This is a genomic window from Ammoniphilus resinae, assembly GCF_017873965.1.
GTDB classification, from domain to species: Bacteria; Bacillota; Bacilli; order Aneurinibacillales; family RAOX-1; genus Ammoniphilus_A; species Ammoniphilus_A resinae.
The window spans coordinates 164025-189609 of sequence record NZ_JAGGKT010000007.1 but is presented as its reverse complement, the minus strand read 5'-3'; the positions used below and the strand labels follow the sequence as shown (position 1 = coordinate 189609).

Sequence of the window (25585 nt, the reverse complement as noted above, 5' to 3'; positions counted from 1 at the left end):
TAATGACCGGGACGAACCTCGAGCAGCGATTGGATAAGTATTTCCGCACCTGACAGCATCGTGATCCACTCCTATCATTTTTCAAAATATTTTAACCAATTAGGTCGATCCAATCAGTGATCTTAATCACCCTAGCAATGTTGGAAATAACGCAAAAAAAAAGCATACCATTTAATTGGTATACCTTTATCCCATCGGGATCTGCAGACGTATTTTCGTGCCTTTCTCTGGCTGTGAGGTAATGTCCATTTGCCCTTCAACAGCTTTGGCTCTTTCCTGCATACTAAACAGTCCTACTCCCTTTACGCTGGTTTCAGGAGAGAACCCTTCCCCTTGATCTTCAATTCGCACTTCGAGGTACTTTTCACAATCCAGCACGTAAACGTAGGCTTCCTTTACACCTGCATACTTGCGGATGTTGTTTAAAGCCTCCTGGATAATTCGGTAAATCGCAGTTTCAATCTGGATTGAAAGCCGTTTTTTTAACGTACATTCTAAATGTACGTTAATCCCATGGAATTCGATAAAACGCTGAATATAGGAACGGAGTGCAGGAACCAAGCCCAGATCATCCAAGACCGAAGGACGAAGCTCCCAGGAAATACTACGAATATCATTGACGATATTTTCTGCTTGGGTACGTATATCTTGGAGAATTGGATGGTCACCGGCAACTTCCTGAGCCAAGCGATCAATAGTGATGAGCAGGGTGTACATACTTTGCCCAATTCCATCATGGAGGTCCCGCGAAACCCTTTTTCTTTCCTCTTCCTGGACTCGCATCAACTCCGCAGTCATCCTTTGCAGTTCTTCCTCTACCCTTTTTCTCTCGGTAATTTCTGAACGAATAGCTAGGTACTGATAAGGTACACCTTCCACATCAAGAAATGGAACAATGGTGGTGTCCACCCAATAATAGGTCCCGTCTTTCGCGCGGTTTTTGATTTCTCCCTTCCAAACATGCCCCTCCCTAATCGTCTGCCACAGGGCACGGAAAAAATCTTTGGAATGGTACCCGGAATTAATAATCTGATGGTCTTGTCCGAGCAACTCTTCACGTGTATACTTTGATACCTCGCAGAATTTATCATTAACATATTTAATTTTCCCTTTGGCATCCGTAATCGCGACGATCGAGGATTCATCTAGGGCAAATTTAAGGTCCACTAATTCCTCAAGGGATTTTTTCAGTTCTTCTTCATTTCGTTTAGCCTCCGTAATTTCCGTGCGGATCGCTAGAAATTGATAAGGCTTTCCCTGCTGGTTCAAAAAGGGAACGATCGTAGTTTTTACCCAATAATAGGTTCCATCCTTTGCCCTATTTTTTATATCGCCTTTCCATACCTGACCGCACAATATTGTCTCCCAAAGTTTGCGCATAAATTCCTTGGAATGGTACCCGGAATTAATGATTCGGTGGTCTCGTCCCAAAAGCTCTTCTCTTGTATATTGGGAAATTTCGCAGAATTTATCGTTAACGTACTTAATTTTCCCCCTGGCATCCGTAATCGCAACAATTGTCGACACATCCAAGGCATACTTCAGATCCGTTAGTTCTTTTAAAGATTCCCTTACATTCTCCATTACTTGATCGGAGAAATTATGGTCATTAATATAGCTAAGAAGCACATCGATATCCTGTCCGAAGCCTTCGTATTGATTTGACATTCACTTCACCTCATATCTATATAGGTGTGGAATATTAATTATATCATTAACACATGAAAAATAGTGTTAAAAAACCTGCCAATACACAGAAAAACCCTTCATTCTGAATGAACAGGAAGGGGTCTGATTTATCCTAAGGTAAACATAGGATCTTTTATCATGTTTTCAATACTATTGACAGCTTTTTTTATTTTATCCTGTTGTTCCTTTGTAAAGGCCGACTCTAATCGATTCCCTATTAACAAAACACCCCAGGGAATTCCCCCACGATGAATGGGTTGAGCCAATGCAGAAATAAGCTGTTCAGCAAGCATAATCGGGTAATCCGTCGCTTTGCCAATGATATTCTGAGGAAATTGTGAAATAGTCATCGGGCGTCCACTTCGAATGACCTGTCCAGCAATTCCTTTTCCATAACGGACGACAATGCGGCGATATTTATCATTGCGATTACCTACGGCGTACATCCAACGAAGTTCTTTTCCTTGTGGGTTATAGATCGCAAGGCCGACAAAATCACAAGAAATCTCATGGGCTATTTCGGTGCATAGAACTAAAATTTGATCGGTTTTATTCATGTGCATCACTTCATTCTATCAAATTAGTTACAGCTCGTAATTGAGCAAACCTTTTTTCACGGCATATTTGACGAGTTCAGGTCTGGTTTTCAATTTCAACTTCTCCATGAGATTACTTTTGTGTGTTTCAACCGTTTTTACGCTGATCACTAATTGTTCTGCAATTTCTTTATTCGAGTATCCTTTTACAATGAGGGCCAAAACCTCTTTTTCCCGGTCGGAAAGGTGCTCGTAAATGTCGTTGTTATCCCCTTGTTTCAGCTTTTCTAGGTATTCCGTCATCAGCTTTTTGGTTGCCGATGGATACAGATAAGCTTGCCCAGTGGAAACCGATTCAATAGCAGAAACCAACTCATCATGTGGCGCGCTTTTCAATATATAACCAGACGCGCCTGCCTGGATTACGCGAAACAAATATTCTTCATCATCATGCATAGTCAATATCAAGATCGCAATCTTCGGAAACATTTTTTTAATTTCCGTTGTTGCCGTCAATCCATCTTTCCCATGTGGCATACTTAGATCCATTAAGATCACGTTTGGTTCGAGCTCTTCAGCTTTTTCAATCGCTTCATTCCCTTCTGAAGCCTCTCCTACCACCTTGATATTAGGCTTAGCGCCTAAAAGCATGGAAAGACCCGAACGGACGACGGCGTGATCATCCACAATTAGCAAACGAATCATCGGTATCTCCTTTCACATAAGGTTCTAGCGGGAAATGAAGAGTTACGGTAGTTCCCTTTCCAAGCGCAGATGAAATTTCAAATTCCCCCCCTGCCAAAGCCACTTTCTCACGCATCGCTGCAATACCTAAAGCAAGCTCTTGGTCAGGATAATTATCCGCACAGAAACCGACTCCAAAGTCTTCAATATGAACCTTTAGCTCTTTCTTCGACCAGTGGAAGGTGATCCGCACCCGATTGGTATCTGCATATTTGGCAGCATTCGAGAGGATTTCCTGACAAATTCTGTAAAGCAAAATTTCAACGGAAGGAAGAAGTCTTATTGGTTCCCCACTTACCTCTAAATCCACTTCAATTCCAAAGGTCGATGTATATATTGTATTGTAAGATTGAAGGGCAGGCAATATTCCATGTGTATCCAACACAGCTGGGTGCAGCTCAGTTGAGATCCAGCGTACTTCTTCAATCGTTCGTTTGGAAAGCTGCTTTAGTTGTTCGACATACTGTTTCATATCATGGGATTCAAGCCCGTTCTGGATGATCTCAAGCCCCGTTAACAAGCTGTACAGGGTTTGCGCAATCCCTTCATGTAGCTCTGTAGATAGCCTCTTAATTTCTTCTTCTTGGGATTGAATGATGTACGAAGTTATTTTTCTCTGGGTGGCAAGGTGTCCCATAACTGCCTCCTCAAATTTCGACTTATAAGTAAAGGGTTACACCTTCTCCCCTTTTTGTATTATAACAAGATGAGTACCCACATCCTATTAGGGTTTTCCCTGATTTTTTTGCGGGTACTCTACGGCCAACACGTTTAATTAGCTACTTTTTTTGTTTTTGTAATATCGCTAAACATTCCTGTATAGTATTTAATTTCTCCACTGTCGTTTTTAATTGCACTAATGGTCAGCGATTCGAGGAACATCTCCCCATCCTTACGCTTATTCCATATTTCACCCTGCCAATATCCCTTTTTTGCTATGGTGTCCCACATTTCTCGATAAAATCCTGCATCATGAACACCGGATTGCAGGATACTTGGCATTTGCCCAATGACTTCTCCAGGCTGATAACCTGTGATGGCAGTAAAGGAATCGTTGACCAAAGTAATTTTCCCTTTGGCATCTGTGATTAAGACTGCTTCCACACTTGCTTCCACAATTTTATTGGAAATTTGAATACGTTCCTGATAGAACATCCAAACAACAATGACGAAACTTACCAAAGCAATTTGTGACAAGGCCATGAATCCGATGGCATAATGTCCAGTCATGCTGTATAAGGTAGTAAGAATTAATGGCGGGAAGAATCCTCCTAATCCCCCCATAGCAGAAACAATCCCGTTTACAATCCCGGCCTGCTTGCTGAAATACATAGGAACCAATTTAAAGATGGCCCCATTCCCAATTCCCGCGCATACGGCAATGGTTAAACAACCCGCTGTATATAGTCCCATCTTTGGAGAAAAAGCCAATAGAATAGCGGCAATCGTAAATCCTAAGAAAACGAACATGAGAATCTTGAATGTATTCCATTTGTCAGCCATCCAGCCCCCCAATGGGCGCATAATCGTGGCTAGAGCGATAAAACCAGCCGTCCGAATGCCCGCATCGACTTTTTCCAGTTCAAAATGGGAAACCAAAAAGTTCGGCAAATAGATTGTGAAGGCTACAAAAGAGCCAAAGGTAATAAAATAAAACAGGCTAAGCACCCATAATTTTTCATTGCGATAGACACTTTTAATTTGTTCCATCAAAGGTGTTGTGACTTTTTGTTCCTTTCGATCGCCAAAAGCAAAGTTCAAGAGAGCGAACGCCACAAGAACAACGAGATAGAACTGAACGGTCACGGCCCACCCAAAAGCATTTGCCACAACAGGGGCGGAAAAGGCTGTAATAGCCGTTCCGATATTACCAGCACCATAAACCCCGTTGACGAATCCATGACGCTTTTTTTCGTAGTATTTAGGCAGAGAAGTTACCCCAACGGAGAAAATCGCTCCGCCAAGCCCGAGGAAAAGTCCCCCGATCAACAAATCAGTAAAGCTGGTAGCAATGCTAATAAAATAAACAGGAAACAGCAACAGTAGAAAACAAATAAAAAAGATTATTCTGGCCCCGAAACGGTTGGTTAAATAGCCAAGCGGAACGCGTGCTATCGAACCTAAAATTACTGGAACAGCTGCTACCCAAGCAATTTGGTCAGCACTTAAGGGAATGTCATCTTTAATAAATGGCATAAGTGAAGATAGAATGACCCATACCATAAAGCCAACAACTAAACTCATCGTTTGTAAAGGCAGTTGAAGTTTTTGCTGATTCATAAGTACACCTCTTTTTCGAAAAAATATGTTTTATTTAAATCCAATGTATAGAAAATCTTGATTCCTCTCGTCCGGCAAAAGGAGCAAACAACAAAATCTGCACTTTTTCATTTTCTTGCACTGTAACCGAACCAGGCTGAACAAGGATAAAGCAATTAGATTGCCCAAGGCTAGATAACATAGAGGCTCTGTTTTTATGCATTGGCATTACTTTCACGATCCCATGTTCAATGTAAGCAATAGCGCGGATAAAGGTCAAAAAGGGGCTCTGACTGGAGAAATCCTCCGCAATAGTGGCCTCAAAACCATCCAGTCCACTTGCATCAAACCCTTGATAGCTTAACAAGGCGGGCTTAGCAAAAAGCTCGAAGCCGACAAAGCAAGCTGCAGGATTACCAGACAATCCAAAGATTAGTTTTCCATGAACTGCTGCAACTGTCGTTGGTTTCCCTGGTCTCATTGCCACCCGATCAAAAATGAAATCCGCTCCCAATTCTTCATAGACGTCTAACATCAGATCATAGTCCCCGACAGAGACGCCCCCAGTGGTGACGATCATATCAACCTCTGAAAGAGCACTCCCGATCGCTTTCACTGCTTCCTCTTTTCGATCAGGAATGATCCCTAACAGCTTTGGAACCCCACCGTATTTTCGAACCTGGCCCATGATCATAACACTGTTTGAGTTGCGAATTTTCCCTGGTTGTAATGCTTCCTCGACTTGAAGCAGTTCCGCTCCGGTGGCATATATTCCAATGACCGGCTGCTTTTGTACAGCCACTCGACGGGATCCAAAGGTTGCCAGTAAGGCCAAATCCCCTTCTGAAATCCTTGTTCCCTTTGCGACCACCAATTCTCCTTTAGTAAGATCTTCCCCTATTTGTGATACGTGCTTTCCAGGCTCAATTTCTTCATAAAATTCAATCCACTTTTCTGCGAATGTTTCTTTTTCCGTTACCTTTTCAAGCATGACTACAGCATTTGCTCCCTCAGGCATCGCTGCCCCAGTCATAATGCGAATGGCATGACCGGGGGTTACAGGGACTCTCGCCACATCACCAGCAGCGAGACGATCAACCACTTTCAAGGCCTTCGGTTTTTCCCTTGTGGCTCCAATGCTATCTGACGAAGAGATAGCAAAACCATCCATGGCTGATCTGTTAAAAAAAGGAACAGAGTGGCTAGCCAATATATCTTCGGCCAATACACGATGGTAACAGTCGAAGAGATCTATTTCTTCCACCTTTCCAGGCGGGCAAGCTTCAACGACTTTCCGGATTGCTTCATCGACCGGCAAAGCCTTTCTTATCCGTTTCATAACGTCCCCCTCAATAAAAGCTTTTCTTAAACATATTCTAACAAGAGTCAAGTAATCCTTACATCGGGAATTCCCCTGATTCTTCAGGTTAAAAAGTCCTGAATAGGGAAAATGAAAAAGACTGCCACGGTCTCCCATGACAGTCTCATGATTAGAATTTTTGTTGGTATGCTTCTATTTCCCATGGATGAACAGCTGTACGGTATCGATCCCATTCATCCCTTTTTAGTGCAACATATTCATTGTAGACATGCTCACCAAACGTTTCAAGTCCTATATGTCCTTCTTCGAAAAGAGCTAATGCAGCCTCAAGGCTTGCAGGAAGACTAGCAATCCCTCTCCTCTTTCTTTCCGCTGGGGACATATGGAAAATGTCTTCATCAACAGCATCCACTGCTGTGAGCTCTCGTTCTACCCCATCCAATCCAGCCGAAACAATGATTGCATAAGCTAAATAAGGATTGGCAGAAGGGTCTGGACAACGAAGCTCAACGCGTGTGGCTGCTCCCCTCTTGGCAGGGATCCTGATTAAGGCCGATCGATTAGAAGCCGACCAAGCAATATAACAAGGTGCCTCAAAGCCCGGAACAAGCCGTTTATAAGAATTTACCAACGGATTGGTAACTGCCGTAAGAGTTTTCACATTTTCCAATAACCCGGCAATAAATTGGTAGGCTACTTTTGAAAGCTGAAGTTTTCTATATTCATCATAAAAGACATTTTGTTCATTTTGAAATAAGGAAACATTCACGTGCATCCCTGAACCAGATTGTCCATAAAGGGGTTTTGGCATAAAAGTCGCGTGCAGTCCGAACTTCCTCGCAATTGTTCTAACCACCCATTTAAAGGTTGTCGCACGGTCTGCAGCCCCAAGCGCATCCGCGTATTTATAGCTAATTTCATGTTGCCCAGGTGCAACCTCATGATGAGAGGCTTCAATCGTATAACCCATCGCTTTCAACGTGCGGTAAATTTCCAAGCGAACTCGTTCTCCTAGGTCATATGGAGCCGGTTCAAAGTAAGAAGCTTGATCGACCGTATTAATTGTTGGTTTCCCCTTATCATCAACTTGAAAAAGAAAAAATTCCAATTCAGGACCCAAATAGACTTGATATCCCATTTTTGCCGCATGATCGACCGTCCTCTTTAAGACGTTTCGGGTATCTCCTTCATAAGGGGTTCCATCTGGATTGAAGACACTGCATAGAAATCTTGCTTCTGCATAGCCATTCTCCACAGTCCAAGGGATTATAGAAAAGGTGGAAAGATCTGGCTGTAAGTATAAATCTGATTTGTTTATCGGTGCAAACCCGATAATCGATGATCCATCAAACATAATTTTGCCATCTACTGCATCCTCCAGCTGTTCAACAGTAATTGTCAACTGCTTCAAGGTGCCTTCAAGATCAACGAACTGAAGGTGTAGAAGTTCAACATGCATCTTCTCAATCATTTTCTGAATTTCTTGTAATTTGCTATCCATTCCTGCTGCTAATACCACTTCTGCAACCTCCCGATCGGTGTCAGCTTATCTAACATTGATTCTCACCCGGTTAATTATAGGGGACAAGATCCATTCTTGCAATCCTTTTTTCCGTACATTAAACCAATTTTTTTGCCGATAGTCCGTTAAAGGAAGATAAAGTTTTAGAAAAGCTGCATGATTATGGTATACTATCCTCGGTGACAAATGATAAGGAGTGTGAATAAGATGAGTCAATCTGTACAGACATTAGAAGGATGGTACGTCCTTCATGATTTTAGAACGATTGATTGGGCAGCCTGGAAATCGCTCTCCGCAGATGAAAGAGGGCAAATTCAAGAAGAATTGTTTTCCTTGTATTCGGAGTGGAAAACTGTCGAAGAAAAGAAAGAAGGCAGTTTTGGCGTCTTCTCCGTTGTCGGGCATAAAGCCGATCTGGTTTTCATGCATCTTCGACCAACCCTTGAGGAATTGCAAGATGTTGAAACCAGCTTTAATAAAACACGTTTTGCAGAATTTACAGTACCAAGCTACTCCTATGTATCTGTTGTAGAATTAAGTACTTATGTCCATTCCGATGTAAATCCAGACACCGATCCATATATTCAGGGACGTCTAAAGCCTGTCCTTCCAAAGACTAAGCATATATGCTTCTATCCAATGAATAAGCGGAGATCAGGCAATGATAACTGGTACATGCTTCCAATGGAAGAGCGTTCAAGCATGATGAGAAGCCACGGAATGATCGGAAGAAAGTATGCTGGACAAGTTATCCAAATTATCTCTGGATCTGTTGGCCTCGATGATTGGGAATGGGGAGTTACTCTTTTTGCAGATGATCCCGTTACCTATAAAAAACTGGTTTATGAAATGCGTTTTGATGAAGTAAGTGCCCGCTATGGAGACTTTGGTTCCTTCTTTGTGGGGAATCGTTTAGAAGAGGATCAATTGAAGCAGTTATTTGCAATATAATGAACGGCCTCCCTTGGTGAAGGGAGGATTTTTTATTTTGCGGGAGTTCAGGGGGAAAGAGCTGATTCCTCTCAATATCTAGGCCTGGTTTGTGACAGCTTCGGGGCGAAATCGAGGTCCCCCTGTCAAATTCCGAGCCTTACGGTGAAATCGCAGTTCCTTGTCACAAATCAAGCCCTTTTCTGACAGGCTCACGGCAAAAACGCAGTTCCTTGTCACAAATCAGGCCTTTTTCTGACAGGCTCACGGCGAAATCGCGGTTCCCTGTCTCAAATCATGCTTTTTTCTGACAGGCTCAGGGAAAAACCAAGATTCCCTGTCACGAATCAGGCCCTTTTCTGACAGGCTCACGGTGAAATCACGGTTCCCTGTCTCAAATCAGGACCTTTTCTGACAGGCTCACGGTGAAATCACAGTTCCCTGTCTCGAATCATTCCTTTTTCTGACAGGCTCAAGGAAAAACTGAGATTCCCTGTCACAAATCAAGCCTTTAACTCACATCAAAGTCATTGAGATCTACCTGATAAGATTCAGAAACCCCTGTAATCTGTATCGAAACTGTCGCTAGGTTTCCTGAATCCTCAGCCACATCAATCTCTATCTCTGTTCTCTCATCATTCATTTGGTCTTTTATAAATAACAGTGCATCCTTTGTCAACGGTAGGGCTACGATATCTCCCTCTTTATTAGGGATATGTAAAAGCTTTTGATTATCGACAAAGGCTTCTACCGTTTCAAGCAATATCTCCACCTGAAAAGGACTAAGTAAAAGATGATATTTCAATAGTTTCAACTCCCCTCTTAAGAAGCTATATCGCTGTGCCGATATGTTTTTAGCTCCACAGTCTTTTCTTTCCTATTTACAAAGCCAATTCCTAATACCACTAATAGAATACCAAACCAGGCGCCCCATTCCAACTGTTCACCTAATACAATCCATACAGACAAGGCTCCGATCACTGGTACTAATAAAAGACTGACAGAACTTTTGCTTGCCTCCACTCGAGAAAGAATATAGAACCATAAAACATAAGCCAAGGAGGAGGCTAAAACCCCCGCATAAATTAATGCGAACACGGCTTGGGAAGTCCACTCTATGGGTTGGCCGGCCTCATAAAATAAGGCAAAGACGAACAACATCATCCCGCCAAATCCCATCTGATATGCTGTGAATTCAACCATATCGCAATTCTGCAGTTTGGTTTTTATAATTAGATTGGCAATCGCCCAGGCAAGTGAACTTAAAACGACAAGAAGCTCAACAAAAAGGGTTAAGCCATCGAATTCCATCTGAAACGGATTAATATTCATTACAAAAATTAGACCAATAATTCCAATCATCAATCCCGCCATTTTCACTGGTGTCAGCCGCTCACCTGGCAAGAAAAAATGTGCCATGATCGACAACCAAAATGGCATCGTAAATCCCAAAACACAAGCTATTCCTGCATTAATATAAAGCACGGAAGATTGCGAAATCGCATACATAAATGCAGTCTGTAAAAACCCACAGACAGCATACCATTTCAACTTATAGCGATTTGGGAAAGGGGTCTTCTTGTAAAACAAGATGAGAAACAACACAACAGCTCCTAAAAGAAAACGGATAGCCGAAAACATGACAGGTGGAAAATAGTCCACTGCTGCTTTCATTGCTACCCAATTGGAACCCCAAATAAAGCAAAGAATAAATATAAGCCAGTTCATCATGATGCCCCCAAATAGAGAACGTTCCCATGAAGGGAACGTTCAAGTTTTCTTCTATACGGTAAGAAAAATCTTCGCGTTTTCTACACGACCTTTAACAAGGTCCTGAAAAGCCTGATTTCCTTCTGGCAAGGAGCGAATTTCCGACCATTCCGTTTCATCGATTCGTCCACTTTTAAGTAACTCCAACGCCTCATGGAAATCTTGGTGAGTATAGGAGAAGGATCCTAAAACACTAATCTCTTGACGGATGCAAACATTGATCGGCAATTGAGTTTGATCAATTCCCAAACCAATATTCATGATGGTACCACCTGAATTAACAAGCTCAACCGCTGCTGAACGGGTCGGTTGAAAACCAGCAGCATCAATAATCACATCAACTCCATTAGGTCCGACAGCATCCTTAATTTTCTGTACAAAGTTCGGAGTCTTTGGATTGATTGTAAAGGACGCACCTAAACGTTCTGGTGTCTTCAATCTAGCATCATTCGTATCGACAACCACTGTTTTCGACGCACCAAGAATCTGTGCTACGAGAAAACTCAAAAGTCCGATGGTTCCTGCCCCGAATACCACGACATTAGCAAAAGGATGGTTTTCCATCGCTCTTCTCGCTGCCCGTAAGGAACATGCAAGCGGCTCGGTTAGTGCAGCCCGGAAAGAACTAAGCGAATCTGGAATTTCGTGAACGGCGGAAGCGGGAACATTGACATATTCAGCAAATGCTCCGGGCCGATGGATCCCAACAATGCTCCGTTCCTTACAAAGTTGAACTAATCCTTTGCGGCAAGAGGCACAATGCCCACAGGAGATTAATGGATTAACAACTACACGTTTTCCAACGGAAACTCTTTGCGCATTTGACCCAACTTCAACAACAGTTCCGCTAAATTCATGTCCCATAATTAACGGTGGTACTCGCAAACTGTTATGTCCGAGGTATCCTTCAATTTCAGAACCACAAATACCAATAACATCCACCTTAACTAGAACTTCGTCAGCTGCAATTTTTGGAACATCTGTCTCCTGCATTTCCATCCATTCTGCTTTTGTCCATACCAGGCTTCTCATCTTCCATTACTCCTCACATTATTATATTTTTGAGTTATATCATGTTAAACTACTGCCATGGAAAAAGGGCAATGGTTTAATCTAATCTAGATTAAACCATTGAACCTTTCTCTTCTAAAATATCACATTTCACAAAGATATGGATATTAAATTGCTTCTGAATTTGCTTTTCTCTTCTTGTGGTTATTCCACAAATAGCGGAATAAAGGCGTAAACAAGGTTAAAATCGCCAAAATAATCAGTGTGCAAGCAATTGGACGGGTAAAGAAGATGCTATAGCTTCCTTCCGACATTACCAATGCGCGTCGAAGGTTACTTTCTGCCATTGGTCCAAGAATGAGAGCCAAGATCACCGGAGATGCCGGGAATCCATAACGCTGCATGAAATAACCAACAATCCCGGAAATCATCATCACCCATACATCAAAGAAGTTATTGTTCAACGCATAAGACCCAATCACACAGAGCACAAGAATGGTAGGTGTCAAGTATTTCTTAGGAACATCCAGAACCTTCACGAACAGGCGAATTCCAGACAGACCGCAAATAATAATCAGTAGGTTTGCAAGAATCATCCCAATAAATAAAGCGTATACAACTTCACCGTGATTTTGGAAAAGCAATGGACCAGGCTGTAGACCCTGAACCAAAAACGCACCTAATAATACTGCTGTAACGGCATCTCCCGGAATCCCAAGAGTCAGTAACGGAATCATCGCCCCACCTGTTGTCGCGTTATTGGCTGCCTCCGGTGCTGAAATACCCTCTAATGCACCTTTACCAAATTCCTCAGGCTTCTTGGAAAAGCGCTTTGCTTCATTATAGGATACGAAGGATGCAACATCTCCGCCCGCTGCAGGTATCATTCCAATAAAGGTTCCAAGTCCAGTAGAACGGAGAATGGTTGGTATGATTCTTTTAAATTCAGGCCATTTTAGTCCCGCTTTGTTTAAAGTGACTTTCACTTTGTCTTGAAAATTAATCGATTCCATTGATTTAAACGCTTCACTTGCTGCAAATAGACCAATCATAACTGGGATGAAATTAAGGCCGTTCATCAAGTTCACTTCACCAAAGGTGAATCGTGGAAAGCCACTTACTGGGTCTAATCCCATTGTTGCTATCAGTAATCCTGCAACCCCTGTAATTAACCCCTTTACCATGGATTCCCCAGCAATACTGGTTATAATCGATAAACCAAAGATTGCTAAAGCAAATGATTCCGCAGCACTAAACTCAAGTGCCCAATCTGCTAGAATTGGAGCAAAAAAGATTAGGAAAAAGACGCTGATTGTCCCGCCAACCCCGGAAGAGATTGTAGAAACCATCAATGCTTTTTTGGCATGTCCCTGTTGGGCCAAAGGATAACCATCCATCGTTGTGGCTGCCGCAGATGGCGTTCCAGGGGTATTAATTAAGATGGCACTGATTGAACCACCATAAATCGCGCCAAAATAAATACCAATAAGTAGAAGAACACCAGTAACTGCTGACATTCCAAAGGTTAAAGGTAGAAGCAGGGCAACCCCCATTGTAGCAGTTAATCCCGGCAATGATCCAATGGCAATTCCGGAAATAACTCCAAGGATCAAAATACCTATTACATTGAATTGGAAAACGTCAAAAAAGGCTTGTAATAACAAGGGGTCTCCTCCTTTCTGTATAAGATTAATTTAGCCAAACATAGCACCTTCTGGAATCGGAACACCCAGAAACACCTGGAAAATAAGATAAACGAAGAAAGTAACACCAATGGGTAATGCGATATACGAGTACCAAGTTCTAACTTTGAGGAATGCTAGGAAGATTACCAAAATAATCGGGGTTGAAATATTAAATCCTAATAATGTTACTAAATAAAGATAGACTAGCATAAGTACCATAATAATTAGTGCATCTCTCATTTTTTCTGGAAGCTTATCATTTGAACTGCGGAACGATTGTAAAAATAGAAGGACACCTAAAATAAAGAATACGATACTAAGCATTTTTGGAAAAAAGGCTGGGCCCGTCTCGAAGCCCTCAAGTGACGGAAACTGCAGGGTCATAGCATAAACGGCTACCGCAAGAATCATCACTATGAAGCTAGCAATTTGTTCTGCTGTTTTCATTCATTCAACCTCCTTTTTGGATAAAGGCTGAGCTGGGCCCAGCCTTTAAATTGATTTAGATTGAAACTTTCTGTATAGCGATGGCTAAACCATTTCTTCTACACGCTCAAGCTTCAATAGGAAGCTTCCCTTACTTGACAAGCCCTAAAGCCGGGATAAGTTCACCGAATGATTGATCGGCTTCCTCCATCAACTTTTCAAAGCCTGCCCCATCCTTAATAACAATTCCGAGACCGTTATTGTTCATATATTCCTTGAACGCTGGCTCATCGGCAGCCTTCATAAAGGCATCCGTCAACACTTGAACGACATCGTCTGGAGTATCCTTAGGTACAACAACTCCACGCCATGGACCAAGGTATGTTGTCTTAATTCCTGTCTCTTCTTCAAGTGTCTTCACTCCAGGAAGGGCATCGGAAGGCTTGTCATCAACAATGGCAAGTGTTCTTAGTTTTCCTGCATCCACTTGTGCTTTAACCTCTGCTGGACTAACCGGTACAGCATCAATATGTCCGCCAAGAAGCGCCGTTACAGCTGGTGCAGCACCATCGAATGGTACATGGTTGAACTTCAGGCCTGCATCTTTTTCAAGTGCCGCAGCAGAAAGGTGCCAGATGGATCCTGGACCTGAATTTCCGACCTTCACTTCCCCAGGATGCGCTTTCGCATAATCAATAAATTCTTGGGCTGTTTTCCAAGGTGAATCTGCTCTTACAGTAATCGTGGCTGGATCAAAGTTGATCTGTGCGATCGGTTTAAACTCTTTATAAGTAACTGGAGTTAGATTTAAATGATGTAATGTCGTAAGTTCTACCGTAACCATGGTAACGGTATACCCATCAGGCTTTGCTGTTGCTCCTTCTGTAAATCCAACAGCACCGCCGCCACCGGTTTTATTCACAACAGCGATCGATTGCCCAAGGTGCTTTTCAGCCTCCTTAGCTAACGCTCGTGCTGTTGCATCAGTACCACCACCAGCTGCATAAGGAACAATTAAGTTTACAGACTTTTTAGGAAAATCGGTTTTCGTTTCAGATGATGCAGCAGAAGCTTTATCATCTCCTCCTGATGACGATGTATTACCGCCGCCACCACAAGCTGTTAGTGCAAGCATACCTACCACAGCAGCAGAAGCAACCCACTTTCTCCAAGATCCTCTCTCCATCAGAAATCCCCCTTTATCTTTTTGATCTAAGCAGTATGTCTAACTGATCTGCCTAAACCAGGTAGATAACGCTTTCATAGTTTTTAAAAAACAAACCATTCCATACTGTTGAAACAATTTGTTTTATAATACTAAATGACGTTTCCACCTTTTCTTAATTGAATTATAATTCATTATTATTTATGGATCAACTATTTTTTATTTAAGGGGGATAATTTAATGGATCAACTCATCTGAAAAGGCTGAGCAAGCTCAGCCTTCACACTGTTTCCTCATGACTCGTGATGTATTACCTGTTTAAATTAGCATTGTTCCATCAAACTTTGATTAAGCGATTAACCCGTATGAGAGATCCTTTATTACTTGACAAGACCAAGTGCTGGAATTAGCTCACCAAAGTTTTTATCCGAGTCTTGCATTAACTTCTCAAATCCAGGACCATCCTTAATGTCAATTCCTAGACCATTATTCTTCATGTATTCTTTAAATCCATCTGATTCAGCTGCTTTCATGAAAGCATCTGTTAACACTTGAACGGCATCATCCGGAGTACCCTTTGGTACCACAAGTCCACGCCATGGACCAAGGTAAGTTGTCTTAGAACCCATTTCTTCTTCCCATGTTTTTACCCCTGGAAGGGCATCAGATGGCTTTTCATCCAAAATTGCTAATGTTTTTAGCTTTCCAGCTTCTACTTGGGCTTTTACTTCAGCCGGACTAACTGGTACGGCATCTATATGTCCACCTAGTAATGCTGTAACAGCAGGTGCTGCTCCATCAAATGGCACATGGTTGAACTTTACACCGGTATCTTTTTCAACAGCTGCTGCAGATAAGTGCCAAATTGATCCAGGACCAGAGTTCCCCATCTTCACTTCACCAGGATGTGCTTTCGCATATTCAATAAATTCTTTTACGGTATTCCATGGTGCATCCGCTTTTACCGTAATAGTTGCTGGGTCATAGTTGATTTGGGCGATCGGTGTGTATGCCTCATAAGTTAACGGTGTTAGGTTCAAATGATGTAATGATGCGATTTCGACAGTTACCATGGTTACAAGGTAGCCATCTGGCTTAGCATTTGCCCCTTCAGTAAATCCAACGGCTCCACCGCCACCGGTTTTGTTTATTACAGCAATCGACTGACCTAAAAATTGCTCAGCCTCTTTCGCCAGTGCCCGCGCTGTTGCATCCGTACCACCACCCGCTGCATGTGGAACAAGCAGGGTTACTGCCTTATTCGGAAAGTCACTTTTCTTTTCCGGTGCTGGAGCCGGTGCCTCCGCCTGTTTATTTTCCGGTTGTGCGTTGTTACCGCCGCCTGACGATGTATTCGTGCTTCCGCCACCGCAAGCAGTTAAAGCCAACATGCCAGCAACAGCTGCCGATGTAACCCACTTTCTCCAAGATCCTTTTACCATGAGTAAAATCCCCCTCCATTTACATTTTTATTTAATAATAGGTCGCAATAAAAACAACCTAAAATCAGTAGAGGTTAGCGCTTTCATATTTTAATTAAGTCCACCTCTTACGAATAGTATAAAAATAATCTATTGTATTGTAAAGTGATATTTTAGATTTTACTTAATTTAATTATAAATTAGTTATAAATTAGTGTATATAATTTTGTGATAAAACTATTATTCAGTTAACTCTTTTAAAATTGGCAAGATAGCAATTAAAAAGAGCCGCCCAAGTGGACGACTCTTCTATCACTGTTCATTATTTCTTCAACGTATTTGTTAAACTTCCTAATCCTTCGATTTCAATCGTTACTTGATCTCCATCTTTTAACCATACTTGCTTTTCTTTTGGATACCCATGAATAACACCTTCTGGTGTACCTGTTAGGATTACATCTCCAGGATACAATGTGAAGTGCTCCGAAATATAGCTAATGATTTCATCACAATAGAAAATCATATCACTTGTATTGGAATTCTGACGCTCTTCCCCATTTACAAACGCCTTAATGTTTAATGCGTTAGGATTTGGCACTTCATCAGCACTTACCAAATAAGGTCCTAATGGAGCAAAGCCATCTAGCGTTTTACCTAGCAACCATTGTGAAGTTTTCATTTGCAAATCACGAGCAGATAAATCATCAGCATTACAGTATCCGTAAACATAAGAAAGCGCTTCATCTTTGGATACATTTTTAGTAGTCTTACCAATTACGATCGCTAATTCAGCCTCGTAATCCACTTGTGAAGAATTCTCAGGAAGCTTCACGTCATCCCCGTTCCCAGAAAGTGTGTTGTTAAATTTGCTGAAAAGAAGTGGAGATGGAGGGTAAGGCAAATTACACTCATCAGCATGCTTACGATAATTTAGACCAACACAAATGATTTTCGATGGGTTAGGAACACACGCTTCTAGATCAAGGGATTCTTCTGCCAAATACAACGCATCATCTCCAGATGCTGCAACGGCCAATTTCGCTAATAAGTCGTTTCCTTCTTGTCCTCTATCAATCAATTCCATAGCGGAAGTAGGAGCAGAAGCGAATTCAGAGTATTTTGCAACAGCAGCTGCTACATCCAAGATCCCTTTATCTGTTTTTACACCTAAAAGAACTTGATTATCTTTGCGATACGATACAGTTTTCATTATTGTCGTTCCTCCTATTATTTTAATTCTATTATTTTAATTCTTCTACTAGATTTGCCGGCGTACGACCAGAAACCGCATCAACCAAGTTTTTCGCGGCACACATAGCCATATCGAGTCGTGTCTTTGCTGTGGCAGAACCAATGTGCGGTAAAGTCACGGCATTCGGAAGAGTCAGTAATCTGTTGGCAGGATTAACCGGCTCGTCACGGAATACATCTAATCCAGCAGCATAGATTTGACCTTCTGATAATGCCTCATATAACGCATCTTCATCAACGGTTTGACCCCTAGACGCATTGATAAAGACAGCAGTATTCTTCATTAATTTGAATTGATCACGACCAATCAAATTCTCAGTTTGTGGGGTTAATGGTGTCATCAAAACAATGAAGTCAGATTGCTTAAGCAGGTCATCCAATTCCGCGTAGGTAATCCCCAACTCTTGCTCAACCTGAGGTTTCCTGCGACGGTTATTATAGAGCACATTCATGCCAAACCCGAATTTACCGCGTTTAACAATGGCTTCCCCGATTCTTCCCATCCCAATGATCCCTAAAGTGGTATGGTGTACGTCAAGGCCAAATAGCGGAGAATCATCACCTTTTTCCCACTTACCTTCTTTTACAAAGCGATCTAACTCAGGAATTCTGCGTGCTGCTGCAAGCATTAAGCCAAAGACAAGATCCGCTACAGTATCATCCAGTACAGAAGGTGTATTTGTACCCATGACCTTTTTCTCTTTCATTGCTGCCAAATCAAAGTTGTTATAACCAACCGACGCATTGCATACAGCCTTCAAGCGTGGTGCTTGGTCGAGAAGTTCTTGATCAATTGCTGTACCGCTCGTCAACAAACCATCTACATCACGGACAGCCTCAAGCAGTTTTTCACGAGGAATTGCGCTCTCTTCTTCCCATTTTTCGTAATCGCAATGCTCTGCAATGTACGCTTCTACTTGCTTTGGTATGGATCTGGCAATATACACTTTAGGTTTCATGTCTAAAATCCTCCTGAGCATTAATCTAAAAAAAATATATATAATGAGTTCTCTCTGGATTGATCTGTCAGATACAATCCAGAGAGAAAGAATCAACTTAGATTAAGCTTTTACGAAGACAGTTTTAATGGATGTGTAGAATTCAATTGCCGCCTGTCCTTGCTCTCTTGAACCAGAACTTGAGGATTTCATTCCACCAAATGGAGCTTGCAGTTCAACACCGGCACTTTCTGCATTGATTCGAACAAGTCCAGCTTCCATATCACGGATAAAGTTTAACATGTTCCCCACGTTAGTGGTAAAGATCGAAGCACTTAATCCAAACTGTGAATCGTTTGCAATTTCAATAGCTTCTTCAATTGTATCAACTTTAATCAAAGCCAATACCGGACCAAAGATTTCTTCTTGGGCAATCGCCATCTTTGGTGTTACGTTGTCGAAAACAGTAGGTTCAACATAGAAACCATGCTCTAAACCTTCACCCTCTACACGCTTACCACCATAGATCAAGGTTGCTCCTTCAGCTTGTCCTTTTTCCACGTAGGAAAGAACCGTATTCAACTGGCTCTCACTTGCACATGGACCCATCCAGCTTCCACTTTGAAGTCCGTGACCAACTTTAATTTTCTTAACTGCTTCAACTAATTTTTCTTTAAAGGCATCGTAAACTTCACTTTGCACAATTACGCGGCTTGTTGCTGTACATTTCTGTCCAGTTGAAGCAAGTCCACCACTAATCGTTGCAGATACTGCAAGATCAAGATCCGCATCAGCTGCAACAATCACTGGGTTTTTCCCACCCATTTCTGTCTGGAACTTCGCACCACGAGCAGCTGCTCCTTGAGCCACGCGAGCTCCTGTAACATCTGATCCAGTAAAGCTAATCCCTTTAATATCTGGATGGTCAATAATTCCTTGTCCTACGACAGATCCTGGTCCTGTTACCATATTTAATACACCTGCAGGGATGCCAGCTTCGGCAAAGCACTCAATAACCTTCGCAGCAGTAACAGCAGCTTCACTGGCTGGCTTAATAACAACTGTATTTCCATAGATTAAAGCAGGAGCCATCTTCCAAATTGGAATCGCTACTGGGAAATTCCAAGGAGTAATTAGTCCCACAACGCCAAGCGGTGCACGGCTCGTGAACATTAATGCATCGGCATCGGAAGATGGAATAACTTCCCCAACCTTGCGCATTCCTTCACCAGCATAGTAACGTAGAATCGCAATACCGCGTGCTGTTTCACCCTTTGCTTCAGGGAACGTCTTACCCATTTCATTCGTTAAAGTTTCTGCTACTTCATCAAGGCGTTTTTCTAATACATTGGCTGCTTTGTAAAGAAATTCTCCTCTTGCAGCACCAGAAAGTTTTCTCCATGCAACTTGTGCTGCTTTAGCTGCAGCAACAGCCTTATCTAAATCTTCTTTGCCAGACTTTTGTAGATAACCAACAATTTCGTTTTTATTTGCGGGGTTAATGCTCGCATCTACTTTGTTTGTCGAGGCGGCAACCCATTCCCCGTTTATATAGTTAAGGTAAGTCTTAACTTCTGTTTGTACTGACACGTACATTCACCTGTCCTTTCTCTTCCACTCTTTTTTATCTATGAAGATTGACCGGGATCTTAATCCCGATCAATAACATCATTTTATAATTGTACTTCGAATGTCTGATCTTGGCAAATTTCCTAGCGTGCAGTTAATCCACCATCAGCTACCATATTACTTCCCGTGATAAAGCTTGCCTCATCACTCGCAAGAAACACAGCAAGATTAGCAATTTCATCAGGTGTACCCATTCTTCCGATTGGTTGGCGCTGTTGCATTTGGATGCGTGCTTGTTCAGGCTCCGGATTGTCCGAAAGAATTTTTTTGATCCATGGAGATTCAATGGTTCCAGGCGAAATAGAATTCACACGGATCCCTTGTTCGGCAAAGTCAGAGGCAACCGATTTAGTTAAACCGGCAATCGCAGCTTTTGACGCACAATATCCAGCGCGGTTAAAGACACCGACCATCCCCGCAACAGAAGCAATATTGACAATACTGCCTTTGGTTCCTAGATCAAGCATTTTCTTCACTGCATATTTACAGCCAAAAAACGCTCCCTTGGCATTCACGTTCATCATGAGATCCCAATCCGCTTCGGTTTGTTCAATCACAGTACCCGCTTTTCCGATCCCCGCATTATTTACCATTATATCGAATTTCCCAAACTTTTCTACTACCTTGTCGATGGTTTCTTTCATATTTTGCTCTTTGCTAACATCCAACTTAAAGAATGCAGCTTGATTTCCAGTAGAAAGAATCTCATCAGCCACCCGATTCCCATTTGCTTCATCGAGATCACAAATAGCTACGATGGCGCCTTCTTTACTTAATCGTTTCGCGATGGCTTCCCCGATACCGGATCCTGAACCTGTTACAACCGCTACTTTCCCATCCACTCTCATCATTTACCCTCCCAACGCAAGGCCTTAAGTCTTGGGTTCTGTTAATTAGCGAGATTGACTTTTTACTGGGTTATTTAAAACACCAATACTGGAAATTTCAATTTCAATACGGTCACCGTTTTCCAAGGTGAATTCGTTTGGTGGTACGATACATGTTCCAGTTAGAAGAACTGTTCCATCGAAGATTTCGTTGTCGCGAAGAAGGTACGAAACTAATTCGTCGAATTTTCTCTTCAACTGGGAAGTCTTCGCAGTTCCTTCCACAACCTTTTCTTCATTTCGGTAAATCCGGCAAGTAATTTGGAAATCATAAGGATCAGCAACGGTATCAGCTAAACGGATAGCTGGTCCAATTGAACAGGAATTTTTCCAAACTTTTGCCTGTGGCAAGTATAGTGGGTTTTCTCCTTCAATATCACGGGAGCTCATATCATTACCAATGGTATATCCAACAACTTTACCATCTTTGTTGATAACAAGTCCAAGTTCTGGCTCAGGAATTTGCCAGTTAGAGTCCGAACGCAAATATACATCTTGGTTTGGCCCAACTGTACGAGCAGCGGTAGATTTGAAGAAGATTTCAGGACGTTCGGCATCATACACTTTATCGTAGAAAGTTGTTGCGTCTAATTTACCGCCTGTTGCTTCATAGTTTCTTGCATCACGACTTTTTTCATAAGTTACCCCAGATGCCCATACTTCAGGTGCTTCAATTGGAACAAGCAATTGAAGGTCTTGGACGTTTTGGTTTAATGGGGATGCGGAAGCAATTAAGTTTTGTACGAATGCAAGTGTTGTTGTTCCCTCAGCTTCAGCTGCATCAACTAATTCCATGAAACCCTGCTGTGGCAAAGTATATACCTTTTCATCATCAGTTAAAGCAGCTAAAGTTGGAACCTGGTTTTCATTTAAGAATCGAATAATGCGCATATTAATTCCTCCATTGTTTTATAATATGAAACTCTGTTTTATTATATAGATAAAATTCCGCCCTGTTTTAATTTAAATCAGGAGCAAAATCTTATGGCAAATGTGATGAAAGTATGCCGTAACCCATTTGGGAAGACAACTCCATACTTTTCTGTTTTAGCAAATCGATCAAGTCCTTTAATTTCTCATCATCCACCCTTGAAATTAAAGTCGACATACTAATCGCAGCAACCACGTTTCCTGTATGATCGCGAATGGGTACAGCAATACAGCGTACCCCTGGTTCATTTTCTTCGTTATCCAAAGCATAACCAGCTTGTCTTACATCCTGTAATTCTTGTAAAAATTCATTTTTGTTGATTATAGTGTTCTCTGTATGTGAGGTAAATACATATTGTTCAAGAATTTTCTTCTGTTCATGCTTTGGCTTGAAGGATACCAGAACCTTCCCGACAGCACTACAGTGAATGGGAATCCGCCGGCCTATTCGTGAATAGAGGATGACTGCCAAAGGTCCTTCTACCTTATCGATATAAACACCCTCTCGACCATCCAGAATGACCAGATGGGTAGTTTGACCTGTTTTCATTGAAAGGTCAACCAAGTAAGGTTTGGCGATTTTCCGGATATCTAGTCCATAGACAACAGAATGTCCTCTTTCCACCAATTTAAGACCAAGCTTATACTTCCCATTCTCTGAATTTTGAGTGATGTATCCGTGAAGCTGCAATGTTTTTAAAAGCGAATGCACAGTACTTTTATGTAAGTTCATGCGTTCGCTAATTTCTGTAATCTTGATTTCTGGACTCTGCTCATCAAATAAATCAAGGATTCGAAGCGCCCTGTCAACAGCCTGAATAATTGGCATCATAATCACCCTTTACCATTGTTTATCCAGCCTGCATGATGATTTTAACATAAATTCCACAAAAAGTACTTATTTTTTCAGCTCTAAGCGTGCACTTTGAATAGCTGCAACATACTGAGCCGCAATTTGTGTGATCTTTGCAAAATCATTTTGTTCAATGGCTGCCTTATCCATTAGATTACCACCAATACCCACGGCAGCAACCCCAGCCTTTATAAAGTCGGCAACGTTGTTAAGATCAACACCACCCGTTGGAATAACAGGAACCTGCGGGAAAGGAGCTTTTACATCTTTAATGTAACGAACACCAAGTCCTGCTGCTGGGAAAATTTTCACCAGATCTGCCCCCCACTCCAAGGCTGTAATCATTTCAGTAGGAGTCATAACACCAGGAACAGCAATTTTACCATAACGAAGTGCCGTCTTAATCACGTCTTGGTGAAGGCTTGGACTGAAAACAAAGTCTGCGCCATGGACAATGGCCAATCGTGCAGATTCACTATCGATAACAGTTCCTGCCCCAACAATCGCTCTTCCTTTCAATTGCTTGGAAATCTTCTCAATGACTTGGAAGGCACCTTGGCTATCTACTGTCACTTCTAGTGCTGTAACGCCACCATCCACAAGAGCTTCGGCTACCTTTTCCACCTTATCCTCAGGCAATCTGCGAATAACAGCAATAACTCCGCTCTCAACCAATTTTTGTAATAAAGATACTTTAGGCAAACTCATATTTCCACCCCTTCTGGTTATCGATTAATGATTTGATCCCCTTTAGACGGATCAATCTGTGACCAAAACGGATAGCCTTCAACATCGCCGAGAACAGTGAGGGCAAATGCACCAATCCGGTTGCCTAACTTCACAGCTTCGCGATAGTCAAAGCCACGTAATAATCCGGAAATAAACCCAGCAGCAAACCCGTCTCCGGCACCCACAGTATCGACAATATGTTCTACAGGGTATCCGGCAACGTATTCTTGCTTTTCCTTATTGGCGTAGAATGCACCTTTAGCTCCCAATTTAATGACGACGAGCTTGCTTCCATTTGCCAAAAGGACTTTAGCGATTCCTTCAGGGCTATCTTCTCCAGTCAAAATTTCTCCTTCTTCTATTCCAGGGAGGACAATATCACATAAGGCAGCAATCTCCATTAGCGTTTTACGTGCCTCTTCCTTGGACCATAATTTCAAGCGAATATTCGGGTCAAAAACAATCGTCAAACCATTTTTTCTTGCTAGTTCAATCGCAGCAAGTACGGTTTCTTTGCATGAATCACTAAGCGCTGGTGTGATTCCCGTAATGTGTAGATATTTCGCACTGGCAATATATTGTTCGTCCAAGTCTTCAGGAGTCATTTGACTGGCTGCAGAGCCTTTCCGATAATAATAAATCTTTGGATCATGCGCAGCCTGTCTTTCTTTAAAAAAGACAGCGGTAGGAAATTTCGGATCAAATTTAACGTGAGATGTATCCACACCTTCACCACGGATGAAATCACGAGTAAACAAACCAAATTCATCATCACCAAGACGACTGATCCACCCCACCTGGTGTCCTAATCGAGAGATGGCAATAGACAGATTGGATTCCGCTCCACCTATCGTTTTTTCAAATTGTTTGGCAAAACGGAGAGGTCCGATGGATCCTGCGGTAAACAGGACCATCGTTTCTCCTAAGGTTACTACATCCATTTATCATCCGCTTCTGCAGGAACACCAAGTCCTGCAGCTCCTTTTTCAGATGTTTTAAGGTGTGGAGCATAACGTTTAATCATATCCAACCCAATTCTTGCACGACGGACGCGTTCTTTACAAAGTGCAATAGAAGTTGACTCCAAATGTGTTCCAGATGGATAGATGTTTGGTGAATTTCTTAAGCCGAATTTGATGTAGACAGGTGCTGCCACGCGAATAATTTCTGGAATGTCATAATGACGGATATATCCACCAACATCATCCGGAACTTCAATATAGATATCGATTGGAATATCAATTACTTTACGGATAGCCGCTAATTTTGCCAAGGTTAAATCAGTTGGTACATTGTAAGTATCTGCACCAATTTGCTCCATCAATTTAATGGAAACAGGATTGGATTGCGCAATTTGTACAGAGATCTTAACAACAAGGTCAGAAGGAAGTTCTCCGCTTTTCTTTGCTTCATTTACTAACCAAACTAATCCTTCATCTGCAACAAGGATGGAACGAATACCAGCACGGCAAGCACGCTTGATATCTTCTAGTGAATACACTAATTGATCCATTCCCTGAACGCGAAGACCCTGGATTTGTCCAGCACTTGCCAATCGCATTGGGGTAATGTCAAAAGTACCGCGAGGCCCGACGAAAAGGCTAACTTCTAAATTTTCACGACGGCCAATTTCTGCCATCCCGTTTAGATCTTCATCGGTTAAAAGCATAATTCCACTACCCTGTGAGATCCGTTGAATGTATACATCGTACTGCTTACAAGCTTCCACAACTGCTTCGAAAGAAGCAGGACCTTCAACACTAGGAATTTCTACGCGGTACTGTGCCCCATCTGGGAAAGTTTTCGTAGATGTTGGCAAATCATTCAAATCGCTGGATGGGAATCCTAAACTTTCAATAAATTGTCTTGACTTTTCCATGGTTGCTCCA

Annotated in this window: 24 protein-coding genes; 1 reads left to right on the top strand and 23 read right to left on the bottom strand. The window is 42.1% G+C overall.

What is annotated here, in order from left to right:
• Nucleotides 1-186 precede the first annotated feature (186 nt).
• From J2Z37_RS13205 to J2Z37_RS13175, 7 genes are all read right to left on the bottom strand, one after another.
• The gene (locus tag J2Z37_RS13205; protein WP_425340320.1) at nucleotides 187-1668 is read right to left on the bottom strand and encodes a PAS domain-containing sensor histidine kinase; all 1482 of its coding nucleotides are present in this window, start codon (nucleotides 1666-1668) and stop codon (nucleotides 187-189) included.
• Between the two features lie 128 nt (nucleotides 1669-1796).
• Entirely contained in the window at nucleotides 1797-2246 is a 450-nt protein-coding gene (locus J2Z37_RS13200) for a GAF domain-containing protein (protein ID WP_245203787.1), read from the bottom strand.
• A gap of 27 nt (nucleotides 2247-2273) precedes the next feature.
• Complete coding sequence (locus J2Z37_RS13195) at nucleotides 2274-2930, bottom strand: response regulator (RefSeq protein WP_245203786.1); 657 nt, start codon at nucleotides 2928-2930, stop codon at nucleotides 2274-2276.
• Nucleotides 2905-3606, bottom strand: coding sequence for a sensor histidine kinase (locus J2Z37_RS13190; protein ID WP_209810729.1), 702 nt, complete (start codon nucleotides 3604-3606; stop codon nucleotides 2905-2907). The genes J2Z37_RS13195 and J2Z37_RS13190 overlap by 26 nt, the downstream gene beginning before the upstream one ends.
• Nucleotides 3607-3740: 134 nt before the next feature.
• Nucleotides 3741-5249, bottom strand: coding sequence for a nitrate/nitrite transporter (locus tag J2Z37_RS13185; RefSeq protein ID WP_209810728.1), 1509 nt, complete (start codon nucleotides 5247-5249; stop codon nucleotides 3741-3743).
• 34 nt (nucleotides 5250-5283) lie between these two features.
• The gene (locus J2Z37_RS13180) at nucleotides 5284-6567 is read right to left on the bottom strand and encodes a molybdopterin molybdotransferase MoeA (RefSeq protein WP_209810727.1); all 1284 of its coding nucleotides are present in this window, start codon (nucleotides 6565-6567) and stop codon (nucleotides 5284-5286) included.
• Nucleotides 6568-6718: 151 nt separating this feature from the next.
• Nucleotides 6719-8050 carry a glutamine synthetase family protein gene (locus tag J2Z37_RS13175; RefSeq protein WP_209810784.1) on the bottom strand — a complete coding sequence of 444 codons (1332 nt, stop codon included), beginning with the start codon at nucleotides 8048-8050 and terminating at the stop codon, nucleotides 6719-6721.
• Nucleotides 8051-8278: 228 nt separating this feature from the next.
• Between J2Z37_RS13175 and hemQ the strand changes: the two genes are divergently transcribed.
• Nucleotides 8279-9022 (top strand): hydrogen peroxide-dependent heme synthase, encoded by a 744-nt coding sequence (hemQ, locus tag J2Z37_RS13170; protein ID WP_209810726.1) that lies wholly within the window; start codon nucleotides 8279-8281, stop codon nucleotides 9020-9022.
• Nucleotides 9023-9512: 490 nt separating this feature from the next.
• Here hemQ and J2Z37_RS13165 read toward each other — a convergent pair whose 3' ends face one another.
• The 16 genes from J2Z37_RS13165 to J2Z37_RS13090 all read right to left on the bottom strand — a co-directional run bounded on the left by J2Z37_RS13165 (nucleotide 9513) and on the right by J2Z37_RS13090 (nucleotide 25575).
• Nucleotides 9513-9806, bottom strand: coding sequence for a hypothetical protein (locus tag J2Z37_RS13165; RefSeq protein ID WP_209810725.1), 294 nt, complete (start codon nucleotides 9804-9806; stop codon nucleotides 9513-9515).
• A gap of 17 nt (nucleotides 9807-9823) precedes the next feature.
• The gene (locus tag J2Z37_RS13160) at nucleotides 9824-10729 is read right to left on the bottom strand and encodes a DMT family transporter (RefSeq protein WP_209810724.1); all 906 of its coding nucleotides are present in this window, start codon (nucleotides 10727-10729) and stop codon (nucleotides 9824-9826) included.
• Nucleotides 10730-10783: 54 nt separating this feature from the next.
• Nucleotides 10784-11803, bottom strand: a complete 1020-nt coding sequence (locus J2Z37_RS13155; RefSeq protein WP_209810723.1) for a galactitol-1-phosphate 5-dehydrogenase — start codon at nucleotides 11801-11803, stop codon at nucleotides 10784-10786.
• A gap of 146 nt (nucleotides 11804-11949) precedes the next feature.
• Nucleotides 11950-13446, bottom strand: coding sequence for a tripartite tricarboxylate transporter permease (locus J2Z37_RS13150; RefSeq protein ID WP_209810722.1), 1497 nt, complete (start codon nucleotides 13444-13446; stop codon nucleotides 11950-11952).
• A 30-nt stretch (nucleotides 13447-13476) separates the two neighbouring features.
• Nucleotides 13477-13914, bottom strand: coding sequence for a tripartite tricarboxylate transporter TctB family protein (locus J2Z37_RS13145; protein ID WP_209810721.1), 438 nt, complete (start codon nucleotides 13912-13914; stop codon nucleotides 13477-13479).
• A 130-nt stretch (nucleotides 13915-14044) separates the two neighbouring features.
• Nucleotides 14045-15079 carry a tripartite tricarboxylate transporter substrate binding protein gene (locus J2Z37_RS13140; protein WP_209810720.1) on the bottom strand — a complete coding sequence of 345 codons (1035 nt, stop codon included), beginning with the start codon at nucleotides 15077-15079 and terminating at the stop codon, nucleotides 14045-14047.
• Between the two features lie 359 nt (nucleotides 15080-15438).
• Complete coding sequence (locus tag J2Z37_RS13135; protein ID WP_209810719.1) at nucleotides 15439-16500, bottom strand: tripartite tricarboxylate transporter substrate binding protein; 1062 nt, start codon at nucleotides 16498-16500, stop codon at nucleotides 15439-15441.
• Between the two features lie 301 nt (nucleotides 16501-16801).
• A complete protein-coding gene (locus J2Z37_RS13130) occupies nucleotides 16802-17689 on the bottom strand; it encodes a fumarylacetoacetate hydrolase family protein (RefSeq protein WP_209810718.1) in 888 nt (295 codons plus the stop codon).
• Between the two features lie 31 nt (nucleotides 17690-17720).
• Complete coding sequence (locus tag J2Z37_RS13125; RefSeq protein WP_209810717.1) at nucleotides 17721-18689, bottom strand: 2-hydroxyacid dehydrogenase; 969 nt, start codon at nucleotides 18687-18689, stop codon at nucleotides 17721-17723.
• Between the two features lie 102 nt (nucleotides 18690-18791).
• Nucleotides 18792-20264, bottom strand: a complete 1473-nt coding sequence (gene gucD, locus J2Z37_RS13120; RefSeq protein WP_245203785.1) for an alpha-ketoglutaric semialdehyde dehydrogenase GucD — start codon at nucleotides 20262-20264, stop codon at nucleotides 18792-18794.
• A 116-nt stretch (nucleotides 20265-20380) separates the two neighbouring features.
• Nucleotides 20381-21145 (bottom strand): SDR family NAD(P)-dependent oxidoreductase, encoded by a 765-nt coding sequence (locus tag J2Z37_RS13115; protein ID WP_209810715.1) that lies wholly within the window; start codon nucleotides 21143-21145, stop codon nucleotides 20381-20383.
• Between the two features lie 45 nt (nucleotides 21146-21190).
• A complete protein-coding gene (locus J2Z37_RS13110; RefSeq protein WP_209810714.1) occupies nucleotides 21191-22075 on the bottom strand; it encodes a fumarylacetoacetate hydrolase family protein in 885 nt (294 codons plus the stop codon).
• A 91-nt stretch (nucleotides 22076-22166) separates the two neighbouring features.
• The gene (locus J2Z37_RS13105; protein ID WP_209810713.1) at nucleotides 22167-22943 is read right to left on the bottom strand and encodes an IclR family transcriptional regulator; all 777 of its coding nucleotides are present in this window, start codon (nucleotides 22941-22943) and stop codon (nucleotides 22167-22169) included.
• 69 nt (nucleotides 22944-23012) lie between these two features.
• A complete protein-coding gene (locus J2Z37_RS13100) occupies nucleotides 23013-23675 on the bottom strand; it encodes a bifunctional 4-hydroxy-2-oxoglutarate aldolase/2-dehydro-3-deoxy-phosphogluconate aldolase (RefSeq protein WP_209810712.1) in 663 nt (220 codons plus the stop codon).
• Between the two features lie 17 nt (nucleotides 23676-23692).
• On the bottom strand, nucleotides 23693-24637 hold the full coding sequence (locus tag J2Z37_RS13095; protein ID WP_209810711.1) for a sugar kinase: 945 nt from the start codon (nucleotides 24635-24637) through the stop codon (nucleotides 23693-23695).
• Nucleotides 24628-25575, bottom strand: coding sequence for a U32 family peptidase (locus tag J2Z37_RS13090; RefSeq protein ID WP_209810710.1), 948 nt, complete (start codon nucleotides 25573-25575; stop codon nucleotides 24628-24630). The genes J2Z37_RS13095 and J2Z37_RS13090 overlap by 10 nt, the downstream gene beginning before the upstream one ends.
• Nucleotides 25576-25585 lie beyond the last annotated feature (10 nt).